This is a genomic window from Paraburkholderia tagetis, assembly GCF_022213065.1.
GTDB classification, from domain to species: Bacteria; Pseudomonadota; Gammaproteobacteria; order Burkholderiales; family Burkholderiaceae; genus Paraburkholderia; species Paraburkholderia tagetis.
Window position 1 is genome coordinate 1 of the sequence record NZ_JAKLJA010000066.1, and the last position, 21,109, is coordinate 21,109.

17 protein-coding genes and 2 pseudogenes are annotated in these 21,109 nt (G+C 63.8%); 11 read left to right on the forward strand and 8 right to left on the reverse strand.

What is annotated here, in order from left to right; all coding sequences use genetic code 11:
* The 4 genes and pseudogenes from L5014_RS35725 to L5014_RS35740 form a co-directional block, all read left to right on the forward strand.
* Positions 1 to 2,087, forward strand: a 2,087-nt coding sequence (locus L5014_RS35725; protein ID WP_238468597.1) for a hypothetical protein, incomplete at its 5' end; no start/stop codon positions are given.
* A gap of 126 nt (positions 2,088 to 2,213) precedes the next feature.
* Positions 2,214 to 2,414 (forward strand): annotated as a pseudogene (locus L5014_RS35730) (hypothetical protein); the annotation flags it as partial.
* A 286-nt stretch (positions 2,415 to 2,700) separates the two neighbouring features.
* Positions 2,701 to 3,915: a tyrosine-type recombinase/integrase gene (locus tag L5014_RS35735; RefSeq protein WP_238468598.1), complete on the forward strand. Its 1,215-nt coding sequence runs from the start codon at positions 2,701 to 2,703 to the stop codon at positions 3,913 to 3,915.
* Between the two features lie 93 nt (positions 3,916 to 4,008).
* Positions 4,009 to 5,352 (forward strand): tryptophan leader peptide, encoded by a 1,344-nt coding sequence (locus tag L5014_RS35740; protein WP_238468599.1) that lies wholly within the window; start codon positions 4,009 to 4,011, stop codon positions 5,350 to 5,352.
* Positions 5,353 to 5,418: 66 nt separating this feature from the next.
* Here the strand turns inward: L5014_RS35740 and L5014_RS35745 are convergent, their stop codons facing one another.
* The 3 genes from L5014_RS35745 to L5014_RS35755 form a co-directional block, all read right to left on the reverse strand.
* Positions 5,419 to 6,180, reverse strand: a complete 762-nt coding sequence (locus tag L5014_RS35745; RefSeq protein ID WP_238468600.1) for an ABC transporter permease — start codon at positions 6,178 to 6,180, stop codon at positions 5,419 to 5,421.
* Positions 6,177 to 7,142 carry an ABC transporter ATP-binding protein gene (locus L5014_RS35750; RefSeq protein WP_238468601.1) on the reverse strand — a complete coding sequence of 322 codons (966 nt, stop codon included), beginning with the start codon at positions 7,140 to 7,142 and terminating at the stop codon, positions 6,177 to 6,179. The genes L5014_RS35745 and L5014_RS35750 overlap by 4 nt, the downstream gene beginning before the upstream one ends.
* Before the next feature lie 110 nt (positions 7,143 to 7,252).
* On the reverse strand, positions 7,253 to 7,858 hold the full coding sequence (locus L5014_RS35755) for a DUF1571 domain-containing protein (RefSeq protein ID WP_238468602.1): 606 nt from the start codon (positions 7,856 to 7,858) through the stop codon (positions 7,253 to 7,255).
* Positions 7,859 to 8,108: 250 nt separating this feature from the next.
* Between L5014_RS35755 and L5014_RS35760 the strand changes: the two genes are divergently transcribed.
* The 4 genes from L5014_RS35760 (at position 8,109) to L5014_RS35775 (ending at position 13,266) form a co-directional block, all read left to right on the forward strand.
* Positions 8,109 to 8,600, forward strand: a complete 492-nt coding sequence (locus L5014_RS35760; RefSeq protein ID WP_238468603.1) for an SRPBCC family protein — start codon at positions 8,109 to 8,111, stop codon at positions 8,598 to 8,600.
* Positions 8,601 to 8,705: 105 nt separating this feature from the next.
* Entirely contained in the window at positions 8,706 to 9,392 is a 687-nt protein-coding gene (locus L5014_RS35765; protein ID WP_238468604.1) for an ABC transporter ATP-binding protein, read from the forward strand.
* A gap of 3 nt (positions 9,393 to 9,395) precedes the next feature.
* Positions 9,396 to 11,993: an FtsX-like permease family protein gene (locus L5014_RS35770; RefSeq protein WP_238468605.1), complete on the forward strand. Its 2,598-nt coding sequence runs from the start codon at positions 9,396 to 9,398 to the stop codon at positions 11,991 to 11,993.
* Positions 11,994 to 11,997: 4 nt separating this feature from the next.
* On the forward strand, positions 11,998 to 13,266 hold the full coding sequence (locus tag L5014_RS35775; RefSeq protein WP_420800196.1) for a lipocalin-like domain-containing protein: 1,269 nt from the start codon (positions 11,998 to 12,000) through the stop codon (positions 13,264 to 13,266).
* A 44-nt stretch (positions 13,267 to 13,310) separates the two neighbouring features.
* Here L5014_RS35775 and L5014_RS35780 read toward each other — a convergent pair whose 3' ends face one another.
* Positions 13,311 to 14,156, reverse strand: a complete 846-nt coding sequence (locus L5014_RS35780; protein ID WP_238468607.1) for a GNAT family N-acetyltransferase — start codon at positions 14,154 to 14,156, stop codon at positions 13,311 to 13,313.
* A 487-nt stretch (positions 14,157 to 14,643) separates the two neighbouring features.
* On the opposite strand from L5014_RS35780, the gene L5014_RS35785 reads away from it, so the two are divergent.
* Positions 14,644 to 15,546 (forward strand): DMT family transporter, encoded by a 903-nt coding sequence (locus L5014_RS35785; protein WP_238468608.1) that lies wholly within the window; start codon positions 14,644 to 14,646, stop codon positions 15,544 to 15,546.
* 98 nt (positions 15,547 to 15,644) lie between these two features.
* On the opposite strand, the gene L5014_RS35790 is transcribed toward L5014_RS35785, so the two are convergent.
* The 4 genes and pseudogenes from L5014_RS35790 to L5014_RS35805 all read right to left on the reverse strand — a co-directional run bounded on the left by L5014_RS35790 (position 15,645) and on the right by L5014_RS35805 (position 18,070).
* Entirely contained in the window at positions 15,645 to 16,028 is a 384-nt protein-coding gene (locus tag L5014_RS35790; RefSeq protein ID WP_238468609.1) for a hypothetical protein, read from the reverse strand.
* Between the two features lie 90 nt (positions 16,029 to 16,118).
* Positions 16,119 to 16,319: pseudogene (locus L5014_RS38725) on the reverse strand (helix-turn-helix domain-containing protein); the annotation flags it as partial.
* A 7-nt stretch (positions 16,320 to 16,326) separates the two neighbouring features.
* Entirely contained in the window at positions 16,327 to 17,031 is a 705-nt protein-coding gene (locus L5014_RS35800) for an MBL fold metallo-hydrolase (protein WP_238468610.1), read from the reverse strand.
* 193 nt (positions 17,032 to 17,224) lie between these two features.
* A complete protein-coding gene (locus L5014_RS35805) occupies positions 17,225 to 18,070 on the reverse strand; it encodes an alpha/beta hydrolase (protein ID WP_238468611.1) in 846 nt (281 codons plus the stop codon).
* A 134-nt stretch (positions 18,071 to 18,204) separates the two neighbouring features.
* On the opposite strand from L5014_RS35805, the gene L5014_RS35810 reads away from it, so the two are divergent.
* Together L5014_RS35810 and ligD are read left to right on the forward strand one after the other, a co-directional pair.
* Positions 18,205 to 18,495, forward strand: coding sequence for a hypothetical protein (locus L5014_RS35810; RefSeq protein ID WP_238468612.1), 291 nt, complete (start codon positions 18,205 to 18,207; stop codon positions 18,493 to 18,495).
* Between the two features lie 64 nt (positions 18,496 to 18,559).
* Positions 18,560 to 21,076, forward strand: coding sequence for a DNA ligase D (ligD, locus tag L5014_RS35815; protein WP_238468620.1), 2,517 nt, complete (start codon positions 18,560 to 18,562; stop codon positions 21,074 to 21,076).
* The last annotated feature ends 33 nt before the right edge of the window (positions 21,077 to 21,109 follow it).

The window sequence follows — 21,109 nt, forward strand, 5'->3', positions numbered from 1 at the left end:
AAATACAAGAAGTGCTGCGGCGCTTAGGCAAACGGCAGTGGATCGCCGAGAAGTGGACTAACGCTCTCGAGCGTCGAGCCGAGACCGTGAAAATGGCGAGCAAGAACTCGGCACTCTCGAGCGAGAAATATAACGCGATTATTGCGTCTGCGGAAAAATCTTCGTTCTTGGCGGGTGAACTGAATGCCTTCGGTAATTCTGATGGCTGGAGTTTCGTAACTGGGGAGAAAGGTAAGGGAGTCTACACTGACCCCTCGCAAAAGATCATCGCCTTCGATCCTTCATGGAGCGAAGCGTCGGACGTTTTCGCTACGACGCTGGCTCACGAACTAGGGCATGCGATGCTTCCAGGGGGCACGGGTGGTTCGTTAGCACTGAACCCGGATCAGGCCGTCAAAAATGGTTTGACGAACGAAGGGGTGGGGCTGGTTTCCGAATACATCGTTGCCTTCCAGTTGGGGTTGACCGGTGGTTCGTCCGGCCACATGCATTCCGACTCAGCCAACAGCGCGCTGACGCTCCAACTGACTCAACTGGCACAGTCTGCCGGTATCGATGTCAAAAACGTGACGTGGGGGTCTTCTGCCGCTCAGGCGCTCGCCGGTCCCGGTACCGCGCTGGTCGATGCTGCGGGCAAGTATTACGGAGCGCTTTCTCCGTCCATTGCCCCGAACCTGACCTACACACAATTTTATGCGGACTGGTGGATTCTCCAGCATTCCGGCATGGATCCGAGGCTCGTGGACTGGACGAAAATCCAAGGCCCGATGATCAAGTACACCAGCTTTGTTGTCGATGGCCAGCCGGTATACAAAATCGATACACAAGGCATTCCGCTGAAGAGCGGTGGTTGGGTAATGATGAATGGCGACCTTTCGTTGAAAGGTGCCGTCACGACGTCCCTTTTCGGGCCCAACGGTCAGATCCAGGAACAAGCAAAATTCGACTACACGGGGTTCCAGTTCCAGGACGTGTTTTTTAGTGCCGACGGCAAGGCGACGCAGCAATACAACTTCAACCTCGACAAGAGCTACACGAAGTACGACTTGGCGGCCGATGGCTCGCAGACCGCAACGTTGTACGGCACGACGGGCCAGATCACCGAGTACGCTAAGTTCAACGCGAGCGGTTTTAAAACGCTGGACATCTTCTACGGTGCGGACGGCAAGGCGACACAGCAATACAACTTCAACCCCGACAAGAGCTACACGAAGTACGACTTGGCAGCCGATGGCTCCCAGACCGCAACGCTGTACGGCACGACGGGCCAGATCACCGAGTACGCGAAGTTCAACGCGAACGGGTTTAAAACGCTGGACATCTTCTACGGTGCCGACGGCAAGGCGACACAGCAATACAACTTCAACCCCGACAAGAGCTACACGAAGTACGACTTTAACGCAGACGAATCACAAACAGCGACACTTTTCGGCGTCAATGGCCAGGTAACCGAGTATGCGAAATTCAATACGGCCGGCGTCAAGACACAGGATATCTTTTTTGGAGTAGATGGAAAGGCAACCAAGCAGATTGACTTCAATCTCGACGGCAGCTACGCCTCTCACGTCTTTAATAGCGATGGTTCACAATTCGCTGCTCTCTTTGGTGCGAACGGTTTGATGACTGAATACGCGACCTTCAATGCCAGCGGGTTCAAGACGCAGAATATCTTTTATTCGAACGGGCAGGCGACGAAGCTGTACGACTTTGCCGTCGACAATAGCTTTGTCGCTCATACGTTTATTGGGAACCAGGAAATGATTGCACTTTTTGGCGTCAACCATATCATCTACGATTACTACCAGTACTCGTCAGGCAAGCTCTTTGAGCGTGATCTCTTTGATGGCCTTGGGCGTCACATCGAGGCTGATCGCTTTAACGCTACCACTGGCACTCTCACCGGGTTCTCAAAATTCTCATACAACAACGACGGAACGTATAACTCCAACAACTATGATGCGTCGGGACAATTGACGGCGAGTTCCAAATACACTGGCGATGGGCACTTGATCCAAAACAACACCATCTATATTCCCGGCGGTAGCGGTTTCCCCGTTGCCAACGCTGGCTGGAGTTTCCAGATCTAATTGGTTCAATGCGTCCGCGCCAGGCATGTCTCGTGCAAGACATGCCTGGCGCGGACGCCGACTTGGGAAAGGCCAAGAGCTTTTGAGGCTAGCTCAAATTCCGGCCACGTGGCCAGCGGCGCGGCGGACGCCGTCCAGCACCTTGCAGGCATGAAGGACTCCAGGGTGATCATCGCGATCAATAGGGATGCCGAGGCGCCAATTTTCAGCATTGCTGATTATGGGCTTGAGGAGATCCTGCTTCAGCCAGGCCATCAGACCGTAAGCAGGATACCCAAGTGCATGTGTGCCATGTCGTTCGAAGCTCTCCACACCATTGGAATGTGACAGCGCTGCGCGGACCCGTCCCGAGCGTCATATGGACGCCACTCGCCGAGCAGGAGCGCGCCGTGAGCCTGCAAATCGGCAAGTTTGAGCAGCGACGGCGTATCGATGTACTGCTGCCAGCGCGAATCGACGATCTCGCCCCGCCACGGGCATCGCGATCAATAATCCAACGTAATACGTCAAATTAACAACTCACCAAGCCTAATACACGACATTAGTACTATAATGTCGTGTATCATGTTGACGATGCCGCGACCCGCGCGCCGATGCCCGGAGCCTTCCAGCCGTGAAAAATACCGATCTCGTTGCCGTCCAGCCCGTCGAATCGCTCGTCGTCCCATCCGCACTCGATGGCCGCGAGGGCAGTAATCGCGGCGTTGCCGGAAGCAGTCAGCTTGCGGCGGACAACGATCTGGACGCGTTGCGCGCCTGGCTCTCGAATTACGCGGATACCCAAACCACGTTCGACAATTACCGCAAGGAAGCCGAGCGGCTCCTGCTCTGGGCCGTGGTGCAGTTAGGCAAGCCGCTTTCGTCGCTCACGCACGAGGATCTGCTGCTGTACAAGGTGTTCCTCGCCGACCCGCAACCGGCAGGCCGCTGGGTGTCGCTCAGGGACGACGGAACCCGCGGCGGCAAATATCCGCGCGGCGACGAACGCTGGCGTCCGTTCAACGGGCCGCTCGCGCCGGCCAGCCAGCGTCAGGCGCTCATCATCCTCAATGCGATGTTCACCTGGCTCGTCAATGCGGGCTATCTGCGCGGCAATCCCATGGCGCTCTTGCGGCAGCGCGCGAAGCGTTCGGCGCCGCGCGTGACGCGTTATCTGTCCGGTTCGCTGTGGGACGAGGTCAAGGTCTGGGTCGAGCAGCTTCCCCAGGAGACCGAAGCCGGACGCAAATATTACGCGCGCTGCCGCTGGCTCACGACGCTGTTCTATCTCCAGGGCATGCGCATTTCGGAAGTCGCGGGCGGCAAGATGGGCGACTTCTTTCGCCGCCTCGGCGCCGATGGTCAGGACCAGTGGTGGCTGGAAACGGCGGGCAAAGGTGGCAAGGCGCGCATCGTCCCCGCGTCGCCCGAGCTGATGGCCGAGCTGTGGCGGTATCGAACCGCAAACGGTCTGCCGGCTCTGCCCACGCGCGCCGAGGAAATACCGCTCATTCTGCCGTTCAAGGGCGCGGCGCGTTGTCTGTCGCGTTCCGCCGTTCACGACGCCATCAAGGGCATTTTTGGAGGCGTCGCCGCGTGGCTGCGCGGCAAGGGCACGGAATTTGCCGATCGCGCCGACGAACTCGACCGGGCTTCGGCGCACTGGCTGAGGCACACCGCCGGCTCGCACCAGGCCGACGGGGGCGTGGATCTGCGCACGATCCGCGACAATCTCGGCCATGTGTCGCTCAACACCACCAGCCTCTATCTGCATGCCGAAGACGACGCGCGTCATCGCGAGACTGCCACTCGTCATCGCATGAACTGGCGCAACCGCGGTCCTGCGTAACGAAGCGCAACATCGGTTTACGCCCCTGGCGGATTGTGCAAGTATCCCGCGCACGCGTAGCACCCATATGCTTGCTCTCTTGCGAGGTACAGGATGGACTGGAGGTTTTGGAAGGCGGAGAAGCGCCAGGAAGAGGCGCGCAACTGGCCTGTCGATACGCATGAATCGATACGGCAGCTCCTGGGCATGTACCAGGGCGCGGGAGCGCCGCCGTTCGCGAACTGGGCCGCGCCTGGCATTGCGTTCGCATCCGATGTCGAAGCGGCTGCCCAAAATGGGGTCAAGGGCTATCAGCTCGCCCTCTGGTTCTGGCTGTTTGCCGAGAAGCACGGCGCGATCGCGGCGCGCATGGCCCGCGAAACGTTCTGCCTGCTTGCCGATGCGGCGCAGCCGTCGTCGGGTGATGCCATCGATGCGCTGCTCGACCTGGAAAGCCGCCTCGCGCGCTCTGTCGAAGCCATTTCCGCCGAACAGCGCACCTTCAGCCAGGAAGGCCAGGCCGTGGAATTGCCGATGGAATTCTTTCTGGCCACGGGCGCCCTCAGGTTCATGCCCGATTCGCCTTATGCGGGGAATGCGGGCGCTTCTCTGCACGGCAACGACTACAAGCTGGCCGACTGCTTCCGCCATGCCACGGAGGAAGCGCTGTCCGTATTCCGGCCGATGATCCAGGCGGTCGAATTCGACGCGAAATCGCTGCCGAACTGGAAATGGAGCACCCGGCCGGGCGCGGCCGAGCGGCATCTACAGCGTCGCAACGGCAATCCGCTTTTCCCGCTGCATCGACAGATGGTGACGGCCCACGACGTTCATGACGCGCGTATCGCCGACAACCAGGCGCTTCACGATATTCGCAGCGAACTCAATGAGGTCAGGCACGCGTTCTTCGAAAAGCCGGAGCTGCCGTTGAACTGGCAGTCGTACCTCGAAAACTATCGGGAGCAGGTAGACCGGCTGGATGAGCGGCGCCTCGTGGCGGGTGGGCAGAACGCATCGCTCGGCGAGGCCATAGCGGCGCTGCGTGCCGACATTCTGGCGACGTGGCGCGCCGAGATTCAGAAGAACCGGCACAGCCTTGCCGCGCTCGACCAGGATGAAGCGCGCAAGGCCGAACGACGCACACTGCTGTACGGATGCGACTGGACCGCTCAACTGTTGAGTCACGGTGCCCTGATCCCAACCGAGGAAGTGGTTCCTGCGCTGCTGAGCGAATCGCCCGCCGAGTTGGAGAAGGCGGTGGCCGGTTTGCAGGCGGAGCCGCGCTTGCACGAGACGCTGGCTCACTGCAGGACAGCCGCGCATCGGCTCGTGGGCGAGCTTCGCGCGGCGGGGCGCAACTTCCCCGATATGGCCGAAAAACTTCGTATCCTGGACGGCGCGCCGGAAGGTCCGCTACACAGCACGCTCGACGGCACGCCGGGGCAGTTGCCGGCCTGAGGTTGCGAAGTTGGTCAGGGGCATGCGCTCGAACCTCGCGTTCACGCATGCCGGCCAACCTTCCATTCAGGCTTTCAGCCGGTAGCCGGTCTTGAAGATCCAGGCGACGATCGCGAGAAACACCGCGAGAAAGGCTGCCGTCATGCCGAGACTCACGCCCACGTCGACGTCCGCGAGCCCATAGAAGCTCCAGCGAAACCCGCTGATGAGATAGACGATCGGGTTGAACAGCGTGATCACCCGCCACGCGGGCGGCAGCATGTCGACCGAGTAGAAGCTGCCGCCGAGGAAGGTCAGCGGCGTGATGATCAGGAGCGGCACGATCTGCAACTTCTCGAAGTTGTCCGCCCAGATGCCGATGATGAATCCGAGCAGGCTGAACGTTATCGCCGTCAGCAGCAGAAAGAGCATCATCCACAGGGGATGCTGGATTTGAATCGGCACGAAGAGCGCCGCCGTTGCGAGGATGATGACGCCCAGCAATACCGACTTGGTTGCCGCCGCGCCCACATAGCTGATCACGATTTCGAAATACGACACCGGCGCAGACAACAACTCGTAAATCGTGCCCGTGAAGCGGGGGAAGTAGATGCCGAAAGAGGCATTCGAAATGCTCTGCGACAGCAGCGACAACATGATCAGCCCCGGCACGATAAACGCGCCATAGCTCACGCCATTCACTTCCTTGATGCGCGAACCGATCGCGGAACCGAACACGATGAAGTAGAGCGAGGTCGAGATCACCGGCGCGACAATGCTCTGCATCAGCGTGCGCCGGGTGCGCGCCATTTCGAAACGGTAGATGGCGCGAATCGCGTGGATGTTCATCTGGCGCTCACCTCTCCTTTGCCGGTTGCCGTGGCCATCGGGTCCTTCCTGACGAGACTCACGAAGATCTCCTCCAGCGAACTCTGTTTCGTTTGCAGGTCCGTGAAGCCAATGCCGGCTTCGCTCAGATTCTTGAGCAGCGCGATGATGTCGTTGCGTTCGTTTTCGCTGTCGTAGGTATAGGTGAGCTCGGTGCCGCTTTCGGCCAGTTCCAGGTTCCAGCTGGCAAGCGCGGCCGGAATCGCACTCAGCTGGGCTTCGAGCTGCAACGTCAATTGCTTGCGGCCGAGCTTGCGCATGAGTACGTCCTTGTGCTCGACAAGCATGATTTCGCCGGCGTTGATCACGCCGATCCGGTCGGCCATCTCTTCCGCCTCGTCGATGTAGTGGGTCGTCAGGATGATCGTCACGCCGTTTGCCTTGAGCCCGCGCACGAGTTCCCACATGTCGCGGCGAAGCTCGACGTCGACGCCTGCAGTCGGCTCGTCCAGAAACAGGACCTGCGGCTCGTGCGCGAGCGCCTTCGCTATGAGCACGCGGCGTTTCATGCCGCCCGAGAGCGTGATGATCTTGTTGTTGCGCTTCTCCCACAGCGACAGGTCGCGCAGCACGCGCTCGACATACGCGGGGTTGGCCGGCTTGCCGAACAGGCCGCGGCTAAACGATACGGTGGCCCAGACCGTTTCGAATGCGTCAGTCGTCAGTTCCTGGGGCACGAGACCGATCAGCGAGCGCGCGCTGCGGTAGTCGGCGACGATATCGTGACCGGCGACGCGCACGCGGCCTTCGCTCGCATTGACGATGCCGCAGATGATGCTGATTAGCGTCGTCTTGCCGGCGCCATTCGGCCCCAGCAGCGCGAAAATTTCGCCGCGGCGAATGTCCAGGCTGACGTTCGAGAGCGCGCGGAATCCCGATGCGTAGACTTTCGAGAGATTCTCGATGGAGAGGATCGTTTGCATGTGCGTGACATTACCAGAAGCCGGCGCGAGGCATGCGCGCCGGCTGCTGGTAATGCCACACACAGGCACGCCGGATAAGTCACGGTCGGCAGACGCGTTGGCCCGCGTGACTAGCCAAACGGCTCGAGTTGCGACTCTGGCAGGTCGATGCGCAGATCCTCCATCAGCACCGTTTCGATCGGCGCACGTGACGCGCCCTCGCTCGCGACCTTGACGGGCAGCCCGTGGGTCACGTCGAACCACAACTCATAGCGGGACACGCCTGACACTACGTGTCCGGGCCCGCCCGTCACGATCACATGCGACGCCCGGCGCGTGCCGATAGTCTCAGCGCCGACGAACTGCGTGTCGCCATGCTGTTGAAGTTCGCGGACATTGACGAGCAGCGTGCCGATGTCGGACTGGTCGATACGATGACCCTGCGGGCTTTGGATCATGTGACTGTCGGGGCTCAGCATGAGCCTCGGAAACGTGTCGAAACCGAATGGCCAAAGTTTGACCTTCCCCGATTCAGGGCTGTAGGTGAGTGTCGCGCCGGCATGCGGGCAGATGAAGTCCATCCGGACGAAGCCCGGCTTGCGGTAGGCATAGCGCACCTCGACCGGTTCCGTTTCCGCCGATATCGATTTCAGCCTGACCTGATAGTTGGCGAGCGCATTGAAGCGTGCCTGTGCGTCGGCAACGAGATCCCGGTCCGGCGGCGGCGCGTCGCTCATCGTGTTGCGATCTCCACCGTGAGCGCAGGCCCTTTGCGGCTCGCGCCGATTAGCGCGTGGATTACCTGTATGCGCATCGTTGCCTCCTATACTCGAACGTAGCCGGACGTGGGTCCAGGGTCATTCTGGAACACGGCTTCGCGCCACGCAATGTTCGCGCGGACATACGCGCATGCGCCGGACCTGCCTGCCAACACGCGTGGCCGCATCACAAACAAGGCAAACAAGGCAAACAAGGAGGAAACGAACGATGGCGGAATTCCGTTTGACCACCTTGTGGTGCATCGAGGCGCCGGTGCAGCCGGTGTGGGACGCGGTCCACGATTCGATCAATTGGCCGAGGTGGTGGAAGAATGTCGAAGCGGTGCGCGAGTTGCAGGCGGGCGAAACCGACGGTCTGGGCGCCGTGCATCGTTACACATGGAAGGGTGTGCTTCCCTATCGTGTGATTATCGACGTGCGCGTCACGCGCGTCGCGCCGCTCATTGCGCTGGAGGGGGAGGCCAGCGGCGCGCTGGAAGGCGTGGGGCGCTGGCATTTTGCCGCCGACGGCAGCCGCACGGTGGTGCGCTATGAGTGGCACGTCAGGACGGCCAGCGCCTGGATGAACACGCTCGCGCTCGCGCCGCCCGCGCGGCTGGCATTCCGCTGGAATCACGATTCCATCATGCGCGAAGGCGGCCTGGCGCTCGCGCGCCTGCTCGAGGCACGTCTTGTCGAATACAGCGGCAAACCGCGATAGGTGCAACAATCGAACCCGTCAGCGCGCGTGCAAGCGCTTTCTGCGTGACGGAGGTGTCATGAACGACCCGCAGCGCCCACACCGCTCGCTTTCTGACGATCCACGATGCTGACGCTCGCCAACGTCTCGAAGCACTTTGACGGCGCCACGCCGCGCAACGTGCTGCGCCGCGTGAATCTCGACCTGCGGGCAGGGGAATGCGTCGCGATCATGGGCGAATCGGGCGTCGGCAAATCGACGCTGCTCAATCTCGCGGCCGGACTCGACCGGCCGGATGAGGGACAAATCGTCTTCGACGGACACGATCTCGCCACGCTCGACGACGACGCTGCCACCTTGCAGCGCCGCCAGAAAATGGGCTTCGTGTTCCAGGCGTTCCATGTGCTGCCGAATCTCTCGGCAGCCCAGAATATCGCGCTGCCGCTGCTCCTGAACGGCATGCGTGCAAAAGACGTGCCGGTGCGCGTGTCGTTCGTGCTGCTCGCGGTCGGGCTCGACGGGCGCGAGCACGCGATGCCGCGCGAATTGTCGGGCGGCGAATTGCAGCGCGTGGCGATCGCGCGTGCGCTCGTGCATCAGCCGCGTCTCGTGCTGGCCGACGAGCCCACCGGCAATCTCGATCACGACACGGCGATGCGCATCCTCGCGCTACTGCGCGAGCTGGCGCAAACGAACGGCGCGGGCGTGCTGCTCGCGACGCACTCGGCGGCCGTGGCCGCTGCCGCCGACCGCGTGCTGCGGCTCACGCCCGAAGGGCTCGAGCCGCACGCGCCGGGCGCGGGCGGTTCGTAGTCGATGCGCTGGCCCGGCGCGGCGCTCATCGCCGGCGAAATGCGCGGGCATCCGCTGCGCACGTTGATCGGCATTCTCGCGATCGCGGCGGGCGTCGCGATGGGCTATGCCGTGCAGTTGATCAATCGCGCGGCGGCGGGCGAGCTGTCGGCCACCGTGAACGCGCTGATGGGCAACGCCGATATCGAGCTGCGCGGCCCGCGCGCGGGCTTCGACGAAGCGCTGTATCCGCGCATCGCCCGCTTGCCCGAGGTCGCGGCGGCAAGCCCGGTGGTCGAGGTCGATGCGCGCGTGGTGGGGCGCGACGCGTCGTTGAAGCTGCTCGGCGTCGACGTGTTTCGCGCGGGCTACGTCACGCCGAATCTCGTTGGACGCCTGGCGCAAACGGATCGCGCCGATCGAACGAAGGGCATGAATGTCGCAACCGGCACGAATGTCACGAAGGGCACGACCGGCACCCGCCTCGATCTGCTCGACCCCGACACCGTGTTTCTCTCGCCGGCCGCGCTGACCTGGCTCGCGCTCAAGCCCGGCGATTCACTCACGGTGCAGGTTGGGCTCGCTCCGGTCACGCTGCGCATCGCGGGCGTGCTGCCGGCGTCAGGCGATGCGGTGCGCGTCGGCGTGATGGACATTGGCGCTGCGCAATGGCGCTTGCAGCGGCTCGGCACGCTTCACCGCATCGATCTCAAGCTCAAGCCGGGAGTCGACGCCGAAGCGTTCGCGCGTTCGATCGCGCCGCGCTTGCCTGCGGGCGTCGCCGCCGTCACACCGGGCGACAACGCCCACCGCACCTCGATGCTCTCGCGGGCCTATCGCGCGAATCTCGACGTGCTCGCGCTCGTCGCGCTGTTCACGGGGGCGTTTCTCGTCTTCACCATGCAGGCGCTCGCCGTGTTGCGGCGCCGCGCGCAGTTTGCGCTGCTGCGCGCGATCGGCGTGACGCAGCGTGGTGTGCTGTGGCTCGTCGTCTCGGAGGGCGCGATCCTCGGCGTGCTCGGCGCCGCCACGGGTCTCGCCATCGGCTTCGCGCTCGCGGCGGCCGTGCTCCGCTATGGGGGCGGCGATCTGGGCGGCGGCTATTTCGAAGGGGTGCAGCCGCGCGTGCATTTCGATGCAATGCCCGCAGCGGTATTTTTTGCGCTGGGCGTGGCCGCGTCAGTGCTCGGCAGTCTCGCGCCGGCGCTCGAAGCGGCGAGGGCGCGGCCCGCGCGGGCGCTGAAGGCGGGCGACGAGGAAGCGCCGGCCGCACGGCTGCGCACCCGGCGGACCGTCACGGCGGCGCTGGTCGCGATCGGTGCCGGGCTTGTAGCGGCGCTATTGCCGCCCGTGGCCGGCTTGCCGATATTCGGCTATCTCGCGATCGCGCTGTTGCTGCTGGGCGGCGTGCTCGCGATGCCAGCCGTCGCGCGCGCCGTGTTCGCCGTGCTGCCGCGCTCGAACCATGCATTGCCGCAACTCGTGCTCGCGCAGCTCGCCAATGCCCCCGGCCGCGCGACGATCGGACTCGCGGGCATCGTCACGAGCTTCAGCCTGATGACGGCGATGGCGATCATGGTGTCGAGCTTTCGCGTCGCCGTCGACGACTGGCTGCAACTGCTGCTGCCCGCGCCGCTCTATCTGCGCGCGTCGCCCGGCGGCGACAGCGCATTCCTGTCATCGGCCGATCAGGCGGCCATCGCCGCCACGCCCGGCGTTACGCGCGCCGAATTTCTCCGCGTGACGCAAATCTCGCTCGACGCTCGCCTGCCGCCCGTGAGCCTGCTCGCGCGGCCCATCGATCCGCGCAATCCCGGCGCGCGCCTGCCGTTGACGACCGCGCCGCTCGTGCCGCTTGTGGCACGCGCCGGCGACTCGCCGCCGGTATGGATCAGCGAGGCGGCCGCCGATCTGTATGGGATGCATCCGGGCCAGCGCATCACGCTGCCGCTGGCGGGACAGCGCGTCCCGTTCACGGTGGCCGGCATCTGGCGCGACTATGCACGCCAGTTCGGCGCCATTGTGATCGACGCGAGCGACTATCGCCGGCTGACTGGCGATACACGCGTGACCGATGCCGCCCTATGGCTCGCCCCGGGCGTGGCGCCGGCGCAGGCAATCGCACGCTTGCGCGCCAGCGTGCCCGGCGGGCGGCACCTCGAATTCGCGCAGCCCGGCGAGATCCGCGCGGCGAGCCTGCGGATCTTCGACCGCAGCTTCGCCGTGACCTATCTGCTGGAAGCGGTGGCGGTGATCATCGGACTGTTCGGCGTCGGTGCGAGCTTCGGCGCGCAGGCGCTCGCCCGCACACGCGAGTTCGGCATGCTGCGGCACATCGGCGTGATGCGTCGCCAGATCGCGGTCATGCTTGCGATGGAAGGTGCGCTCGTTGCGCTGCTCGGCGTGCTCGCCGGCCTCACGCTGGGCTTGAGTCTCGCGATGGTGCTCGTGCACGTCGTCAACCCGCAGTCGTTTCATTGGACGATGAGCGTGCACATGCCGTGGGGGTTGCTGGCCGCGCTGGCGTCGGCGGTTGTCGTTGCCGCCGCGCTCACGGCGCTCCTGAGTTCACGCGCGGCGATGTCGGTCGACGCGGTGCGCGCCGTGCGCGACGACTGGTGATGCGATGAGACGGCGCACGTTTCTGCGCAGTTTCCTGCGCGGGTCCCTGATCTGGCCACTGAGCTGGCCACTGAGCTGGCCGCTGGCCGCCTTGGCGCCTGGCGCAGCGTGGGCGCGCATGCCGGAATATCCAGCGGTGAAGAGCGGACACCCGCTGGTGTTCCCGCGCGACTATGGCGCGCATTCGAGCTATCGCAACGAATGGTGGTACGTGACCGGCTGGCTGCAAACGGATGCCGGCTCGGCAGCGGGTGCCACGCAGGGTGCCACGCCGGGCTCCGCTGCCGCTGCCGTTGCTGCTGGCGGTTCATCACTGGGCTTCGAAGCGACGTTCTTCCGCTCGCGCCCAGCCATCGACGAAGCGAACCCGAGCCGCTTCGCGCCGCACCAATTGCTGTTTGCCAACGTGGCGCTGAGCGATCCGCGCGCAGGCAGGCTACAGCAAGACCAGCGCGCTGCGCGCCGCGGCTTCGGCCTCGCCGACGCGAGCGAAGCAGATACGGCCGTCCACATCCGCGACTGGGCGCTCGAGCGCAACGCGGACGGCCATTACCGCCTGAACGTCGCCACGCCGGACTTTGCGCTTGCCTTCACATTGGCGCCGACACAGCCCGTGCTCATCAACGGCGCGGGCGGCTATAGCCGCAAGGGTCCGCTGCCGGCCGAGGCCAGCTACTACTACAGCGAGCCGTGGCTGCAAGTCGACGGCGTGCTCGAGCGCCGTGGTCATTCGTCCGGCAAGGGCGAGCACGTGCGCGGGCGTGCATGGCTCGATCACGAATGGTCGTCGGCGCCGCTCGCGGACGTTGCGGTCGGCTGGGATTGGATCGGCATCAATTTCGATGACGGCGGCGCGCTGATGGCCTTGCAGATCCGCGACAAGGCCGGCCGCAAGTTCTGGGCTGGCGGCACGCTGCGCGCCGCCGATGGAAGCACGCACGCGCTTTCCCCCGATAGCGTGAGCTTCACGCCGCTGCGCCGGTGGCGTTCGCCGCATACCGGCGCGCTGTATCCGGTGGCGATGCGCGTCGATGCGCAGGATCTGCATCTGACGCTCGTGCCGCTCATGGACGACCAGGAGTTCGACAGCCGCGCGAGCACTGGCGCGGTGTATTGGGAGGGCGCGGTGATGGCGTTTGAGGCTGGCGCGGCAACCGGCACGTCGGGTTCGGAGAGCGCAAGCACTGCAAAACCCACTACAAAGCCCACTACAAAGCCGCTAGGGCGGGGCTATCTCGAACTCACGGGATATGTTCAGCGGCTTGAGCTTTAGAGGCTGCCCTGTAACGCTCAGACTCGTTCGCCCGTTTTCACCCCTCACCCCAGCTCAAACGACGTCACCCCAAACACGCGATCGATCGCTATCGCGGGCGCGTCTTTCGTGTACATCCGCGCGGTTTCGAAAACGCTCGTCATGCCGTGCCGTTGCGCCAGCGCGGCGGCGGCGGGATTCGTTTCCGGCACGTCGAGCACGATGACCTCGCCAGGCATGCTCGCCGCGAGCGCGCGAAAGAGCCCGGTGGCGACGTCCGCGTCATCGGCGAAGAGCGGGCCGATCTTGCAGCCCGCTTTGCAGCGGCGCACAACGCCGTATCCCGCGACACGGCCCGCATCGACTGTCGCGAGTGCAACGGCATCCGGCTGCGCGATCCAGGCGGAGACGAAACGCGCGCGCGGCGCGGGAAAACACTGGCGATCGTACGCAAGTAATTGCTCGAACGGCACGTCGGCTGCTGCTGTCACATGCGCGCATCCGATGCCGCTCACGTGCCCCTGATAGCGGATGTTGCGGTGCGCAAGCCGGAACCCGGACTTCGTGTAGTTCGCCTGCTGGGCAACGACACCATCGAGACCGACGTTGCGCGCTCCTAGATAACGCATGCCGTGCTGCCAGATTTGCATGCCGAAGCCTTTGCCGCGAAACCCGGGTTTCACGATGTAGAGGCCGATGAAGCCAAAGCGCTCGTCATAGGCGACGGCGGCAAGGCACGCGACCGGCTCGCCGCGCCGAACACCGACGAAGAAGCCGTCCGGGTCCGCTTCCCTGAAACAGTGCGGGTCATGCAGGCCGGGGTTCCACCCCTCAGCAGCGGCCCATTCGACCGCCATGTCCACCTCACCGGCCGACATGGTGCGCACGATGAAGTCTCCGCTTTGATCCATGGCTCCTCCCGGGAGCATCTTTCCTAAGGGATGCTATTAAAAGGAAAAGGCGCCCCGCCAGTACGACTTAAAACTGGCGGGGCGACGAAGGGCGAGCAACGGGACCAAACGTCGCTCGCCACGGGGGCCGTTTCAGTCTGATGTAGCGCGCGTCGATACGCCGGCGCTTAACCTCCCAGGACCGTCGTGCACGCGATCGGTCTCCCAAGGTCATTCGTAAAGCATAGATCGAAGGCTGGGCAATGTTGTGTTGGGTATGCATCTTTTCATCCGGCTGGGTGGGGGATCGTACATCCGATGCCCGCCGCTGCCCACCGTTGCATCGTGCTGGCTCGAGGCCGGCGCGATCAGTATGAACATTCCAAGGCTCGCGGCTAATGGTGTGCCGATCGTGCCTGCGGGCAACGGTCTTGCTTACGCACTGCGGTTTTCTACAATAAAAGGCAATGCGCCGTTGCGAGTCCTCTTCGAACCCGTGGGTGTGGATATGGACCAAAGTCAGCCCGCCGTACGCACCGTGTTGTTCACGGGCGCAACGATGATCGCTTTCGCTTCCAACTCGCTGCTATGCCGTCTGGCCTTGCAGCACGCGAGCATCGATGCGGCGAGCTTTTCCAGTATCCGGCTGATCTCGGGCGCGGCCATGCTGGCCGTGCTCGCGCGCCTCGGTACGGGACGAGCACAGCAGGCGCGGGCAGACTGGCTCGCGGCGACCATGCTCTTTACGTATGTCGCGTTCTTCTCATTCGCATACCTAACAGTGAGCGCGAGCACGGGCGCATTGATCCTGTTCGGCGCCGTCCAGTTGACGATGTTCGGTGCCGGCCTGCAAGCGGGCGAACAGTTCGCGGCGCTCGCCTGGTTTGGCCTCGCGCTGGCTCTTGCCGGACTCATCTATCTCGTGTCGCCTGGCATCACCGCGCCGACTCCATCAGGCGCCTTGCTGATGGGCGCAGCGGGGGTGTCGTGGGGCGTGTACTCGTTGCGCGGCCGCGGAGTCGCAAATCCGCTGGCGGCTACGGCCGGCAATTTCTTGCGTGCCGCCCCTATGGCGCTTGTTTTGAGCCTGTTGCTTCATGGCCGTTTTCACGCAGCCCCTGCCGGCATGGCGTTGGCCATCACATCGGGCGCGGTGACATCGGGCATCGGTTACGTGATCTGGTATGAGGCGTTAAAGGGGTTGTCGGCGATGCGCGCCGCGACGGTTCAACTGTCGGTGCCGCCGATAGCCGCTTTTGGCGCCGTGCCGTTGTTATCGGAAGCAATCACGATGCGTCTCGTGTTCGCGTCCGCTGCCATTCTTGGCGGTATTGCCATGGCGCTGACGAGCCGCACGCAAAGCAAGCACACGGCGCCGCTTTCCGATCAAGGCCCGAAGTCGCGACAGTAATCGCTGACGAAGTTAGTCGTGGCGGGCGCCGCCTATGCGCCGCCCATGCGCCGCGCCAATCCGCAATAGCGCGGTATCCGCTTATACCGCTTGTCGAGCTAGGCTTTCTGCTTCAGCAGGTCTGTAGCGAAAGACTTCGCATGCGCTATGGCCTCTTGCGCGTCGAGAAATACGCCGAGCTGCTCCCAGCGCTCTTCGACTGCGTATGTTCCTTTCACGCCGAGCGCCCTCTGAACGCGCAATTGCGCGGCATATCTGCCGTCCTCCAGTGGTCGAGCCGTTGCTATGACCTTGTGAGGAAGGTCGGATCTTTCTGGCTGAATCAACTCGACAGGACCACCTGGTACGCTGATATCTTTCAACTCGTTTCTGGCTTTGCAGTCGGGGCAGTAGAAGCACCACCCGTTGTCTTCGTGACTGGATCTGACTTGCCCGCGAGCCAGCACGGCGCGACATTCAACGTTTTCGCAGATGAACGGCATAGCAGTCTCCGAAGTTGTTTGCCGGAAATCCTAGCACGTCCGTCGACGGCCAACCATCGGCATTGTTGCCGCCAAGTTGAATCCTTATTTCGAACGCCTCGTCTCCTCTACCAGGGTTTCCAGCAGGCGCCGAACCGTCGTGCGGCGCAGGCCCGTTGCCCCGCTCAGTTGCTGGCTCGTCGCCCGGCCGTTCTCCGTGGCGTTAAGCGCCTGGAGCACCTGGAGGCCGCGCGCATTCCTGAAGCACTGAAAGGGCGGTTGTTGCGATTCGAGCGCGCGGTCATGAGGCAACCCTGGATTAATCGGGGTCAACCAGTGCGAGATAGCGCTCCACTGACCGCGCCACCGCCTGCTGGCCGTCGTGTTCGATTTCGGCGTGCGCGAAGCTGCCATAGACACGTTCATAGCACAGCCCTGCAACCGCCTTCCCAATCGAACTGACCTGCCGGGCACCCAGCGGAAGGTAGTTTGGATAACTATACATAAACGAAACATGCGTGCGATCAGGCGTGACCTGCAGCACATCGCCAGTCAGCAGCATGCCTTGGTCCGCTGCGTAGTGGAGAATCGTACCGCCCGGAAAGTGTCCTCCAACCCGCAGCAGTGTCGTGTCGCCCATAAGATTCAGCGTATCTCCGTGCCAGTAGTGCAACGCGTCGCCCTGGCGCATGACCCACTCGCGATCGTCTTCATGCAGAAACACCGGGCAACCGAACGCGTGCGCCCACTCGATCATCGTCGTGTAGTAGTGCGGATGCGAAATGGCAATCGCGTTGATGCCGCCCAGAGCCTTGACGATGTCGATAGTGGCCTGGTCGAGCAGTGCAATGCAGTCCCAGAGAATGTTGCCCTGTGCGGTACGCAGCAGTAGCGCGCGCTGTCCAATGGCGAACGGCGGCTGGGTGCGCAGTTCGTAAAGGTCTTCGCGCAACGCGCGCCAGGCATTCGTATGTGTGATGCGCAGCGATTCCAGCGTGGTCCAGCTTTGGCCGGTTGGCGGCACATACTGGCGCGAATCGCAACATATCGGACAACGCGGAGGCTGCGCTGAAGAAGGGGCGAACTGTGTCCCGCAGGCACTGCAGATCATCGGTGTCATTGTCGCGTCCGTGTGGAAGGTTGGACGAGGTCCTCATGGTGCGCCCTCGCATCCGGGAACCTATGTCGGGGGCATCGCACGGGTCATACCCGCGCGGTCAGGTTTCCAGTACGTCAGCGAGAAAGCGCAGTGCATGGGCTTCGCCGCCGCATTCCCAGGCATCGACGTGGGTGGCGCCTGCAATGATGGCGAGGCGCCGCGGCGCCCGGATCGCCGCAAAAAGGCGCGAGAATTGCGCAGGGGGAATGACGCGGTCGGCGTCGCCTCCGTAGACGAAGGTGGGGGCGCGCACGTCGCCGATCTTGGAGAGATTGTCGTAGCGGTCGCGCACGAGCCGCTGCAATGGCACAAGGGGCGGCAACCAGCGCAGGTGTACGGCGGCGACGTCGGCAACGCTGGTGAAAGGCGCTTCCAGCAGCAGGGCGGCGAGCGGGTGCTCGGTCGCGACTTGAACAGCCACGCCCGAGCCGAGCGAATAGCCATGTACGACGATCGCTTGCGAATGCTGCGCGGCGAAAGCCATGGCTGCGCGGCCGTCGGCATAGAGTCCCGCCTCGCTGGGCCGCCCCGGCGCTCCGCCGTAGCCGCGATAGCCCGCGAGCAGGACGCCATAGCCCGCCTCCAGCAGCGCGTGCGCGATGTGGGCTCGCTGGCTGAGGTCGTCGCCGTTGCCATGAAACAGCACGACGGTGGCGCGCAAAGGGTCCGCTGGCGCGGCGTAGCCGCAGACCAGCTCGTTGCCGTCGGCAGCGCGCACGCGCACGTAGCCGATGCGTCCCTTTGCGTCGGCCCGTAGCGGCCCGCGCCGCAGGCGCTCGGGCGGATAAATCAGACGGCCCTGCAACCAGTACAGCAACGCGATGGCAATGGCGTAAATCAGCACAATGGCGAGGATTGCGATGATGGCGTATTGCGGGGCGCTCATGGTCTGGTCCACGCGCACTGAATGTTCCCGCGCTCGCGCAATGCCGCAATGCCGCAATGCAATTGGCGCAGCAGGATAAAAGCGGGGCGCCGGTCCGCGCGGGCTCGCCGGTTGCGGCTCAGGGCTTTGCATCGACGAATTCAGGAGAACAGATGATGAAACCGAGGACGAAGCGCGCCGAAGACCACGACGAAGCCATGTACGACGAGGCAGTCGAGGAATCGTTTCCGGCCAGCGACGCGCCCGCGGCGGGCGGCGCGACGAGAATCGAGGATGACGCGAAAGACAAGGGCAAGGGCCAAGGCAAGGGCCAGCACGAGGACCAACACAAGGACAAGGACGGGAAGCACAAGGACGCGCGACGCAACGTGCCGCATGCGAGTTCCGACGACATGGCTGAGCCGACCGGCGGCGACCAGCCTGGCGGCGCGGGCGATCATTGAGCGCGAGGGCATCGAGCGTGCGCTTTGCGACGCCAATGGAGAGATTGCTTCGCAGACCTGCGCCATGACCTCAGCCCGCGACCCGACATCATCGCCGCATCTTTCCCGCTACCGCAAAAAGCGGGACTTTCTGATTACGCCTGAGCCGGCGGCTTCGACTGCCCCCCCGTCCTCCGCCGACGGGCCATTGGGCTTTGTGGTGCAAAAGCACTGGGCGGGCCGCCTGCATTATGACTTCCGGCTCGAGCTCGATGGCGTGCTGCTGTCGTGGGCCGTGCCCAAGGGTCCCTGCTACGACCCGAAGGAAAAGAGGCTGGCCGTCCACGTCGAGGACCATCCGGTCGACTATGCGGATTTCGAGGGCACGATTCCGCCCAGGCAATATGGCGCCGGCACGGTACTGGTGTGGGATCGCGGGACGTGGGAGCCGGTTGGCGACCCGCAGGCGGGGATGAAAGCCGGCAAGCTGCTTTTTCGTCTCCATGGCGAAAAACTCGCTGGCCTCTGGGAACTGGTGCGCATCACGAAGCCGGAAGACAGGCAGGACCAATGGATGTTGTTCAAGAAGCGCGATGCGTGGGCGCGGCCCCTCGCGGATTACGATGTCATCAAGGCGCTTCCCGACAGCGTCATCGAGAAGCCGCTTGGGCTCGTGGAAGCGCGCGAGCCGAAAGCGCCGAAGCCCGCACGCAGTGGTGATCCGCAGATCGACCTCGGCGCTGCAATGCCTGCGCCGCTGCCCGCGAAACTCGAGCCGCAACGCGCGACGCTGGCGTCGTCTCTGCCGACGAGCGGCGACTGGATCACCGAGGCCAAACTGGATGGCTACCGCTTGCTGGCCCGCATCGACAAAGGGCGCGTGCGGCTCTTCACCAGCGGCGGGCATGACTGGACGAGAAAACTCGTCAGTCTCGCCGCGGAGGTCGAAAAGCTTCCTGTTTCTAGCGCGTGGCTCGACGGCGAAATTGTCGTGCTCAAGGATGGTCTTCCCCATTTCGGCGCCCTGCAGGATGCGATGGACGGTGCCGCCGCAGATCAGGACATCGTCTTTTTCCTGTTCGATCTGCCGTACTGCGACGGCAAGGACCTCAGGAACGTCCCGCTGTGGGCGAGGCGCGCGCGGCTGGCCGAACTTCTCGAGGGCGCTGGCGAGCGCATTCGTTTCAGTCAGGACTTCGAGGCGCCGGCCGCCCAGATATTCGACGCCGCGGCAGAGCTGGGGCTCGAAGGCCTCATGCTCAAGCAGCGCGGCGCACGGTACGAATCGGGAAGAACGCAGACGTGGCTGAAGGCGAAATGCCGGTTGCGGCAGGAACTCGTCATCTGCGGCTTCACCGCGCGAGGCGGCCAGGCCGGCGAGGTCGGCAGCCTGCTGCTCGGCTATTACGCGGACGGCGCGCTTCGCGATGCCGGCAGCGTCGGCACCGGATGGGATGCCAGAACCGCGCGCAACCTGTGGACGCGCGTCGCGCCGCTCGAGGTGGATGCGGCGCCCTACGACGTGGCTGCTGCCAGGCCGCGCCGATGGTCGCGGCGCGCGGCTGGCCGTGAGCACTGGGTTCGCCCCGAGCTGGTGGCGGAGATCGAGTTCGCGGACTGGACCACGGATGGCCTCATACGACAGGCATCGTTCAAGGGACTGCGCGTCGACAAGCCCGCGCGCAGCGTCGTCCGGGAAGGCGGAAAGACCGAGGCGCCCAGCCTCTCGCCGGCGCTGAAAATCACCCACCCGGAGCGCGTCGTCGATCCGTCGACAGGCGTCACGAAGGCCGACCTGGTCCGCTACTACGAGAGTGTCGGGCCGTGGATGCTGCCCCATCTGAAGGCCCGGCCCCTCGCAATGGTTCGCGCGCCCACCGGCATCGCCGGCGAGCTTTTTTTCCAGAAGCACGGCGAGCGCACCGGCATGCCGGGGCTGACCGTCCACGACCGGGCGTTGTGGCCGAAGCACCCGCCGCTGCTGAGCGTCGATACGATGGACGCGCTGCTGTCCGCCGCGCAGATGAATACCGTCGAGTTCCATACGTGGAATTCGACGGTTCGCTGGCTCGACAAGCCGGACCGGGTCATCTTCGATCTGGACCCCGGCGAAGGCGTGAAATGGGGGCACGTTCAGGAGGCAGCGCTGCTGGTTCACACGCTGTTGTCGGAGCTCGGTCTCCAGGCCTGGTTGAAGACCAGCGGCGGCAAGGGGTTGCATGTGGTGGTGCCGCTTGCGCCGCGGCTCGGCTACGAGCCGGTCAAGGCGTTCTCGCAGGCATTCGTCCGGCACCTCGCGAAAGCGATCCCGGAACGTTTTTCTGCGACGTCGGGTGCTGCAAACCGCGTTGGCAAGGTTTATGTCGACTTCCTGCGCAACGGCATGGGACAAACCACCATCGCGGCGTTCTCCGCGCGGGTTCGCCCAGGGTTGGGCGTCTCCATGCCGGTTTCATGGGAGCAGTTGGCCGAACTGAAAAGCGGGTCGCAGTGGACGGTGCAGACCGCACGTGAGTATCTGAGCTTCCAGTCTCAGGACCCGTGGGCGCAGTACGGGTCGGCGGCCCAGTCGTTGGCTTCGGCGATCAAGCGCCTAAAATGAAATTTGCCGCCGTCGTTGGTGGCACATCCCTTG

Coding starts and splice junctions, on each gene's coding strand:
- L5014_RS35740 (WP_238468599.1), top strand. CDS start 4,009: ATGGACTGGAGGTTTTGGAAGGCGGAGAAGCGCCAGGAAGAGGCGCGC.
- L5014_RS35810 (WP_238468612.1), top strand. CDS start 18,205: ATGATGAAACCGAGGACGAAGCGCGCCGAAGACCACGACGAAGCCATG.
- L5014_RS35785 (WP_238468608.1), top strand. CDS start 14,644: ATGGACCAAAGTCAGCCCGCCGTACGCACCGTGTTGTTCACGGGCGCA.
- L5014_RS35765 (WP_238468604.1), top strand. CDS start 8,706: ATGCTGACGCTCGCCAACGTCTCGAAGCACTTTGACGGCGCCACGCCG.
- L5014_RS35790 (WP_238468609.1), bottom strand. CDS start 16,028: ATGCCGTTCATCTGCGAAAACGTTGAATGTCGCGCCGTGCTGGCTCGC.
- L5014_RS35745 (WP_238468600.1), bottom strand. CDS start 6,180: ATGAACATCCACGCGATTCGCGCCATCTACCGTTTCGAAATGGCGCGC.
- L5014_RS35750 (WP_238468601.1), bottom strand. CDS start 7,142: ATGCAAACGATCCTCTCCATCGAGAATCTCTCGAAAGTCTACGCATCG.
- L5014_RS35775 (WP_420800196.1), top strand. CDS start 11,998: ATGAGACGGCGCACGTTTCTGCGCAGTTTCCTGCGCGGGTCCCTGATC.
- L5014_RS35755 (WP_238468602.1), bottom strand. CDS start 7,858: ATGAGCGACGCGCCGCCGCCGGACCGGGATCTCGTTGCCGACGCACAG.
- L5014_RS35760 (WP_238468603.1), top strand. CDS start 8,109: ATGGCGGAATTCCGTTTGACCACCTTGTGGTGCATCGAGGCGCCGGTG.
- L5014_RS35770 (WP_238468605.1), top strand. CDS start 9,396: ATGCGCTGGCCCGGCGCGGCGCTCATCGCCGGCGAAATGCGCGGGCAT.
- ligD (WP_238468620.1), top strand. CDS start 18,560: ATGACCTCAGCCCGCGACCCGACATCATCGCCGCATCTTTCCCGCTAC.
- L5014_RS35780 (WP_238468607.1), bottom strand. CDS start 14,156: ATGGATCAAAGCGGAGACTTCATCGTGCGCACCATGTCGGCCGGTGAG.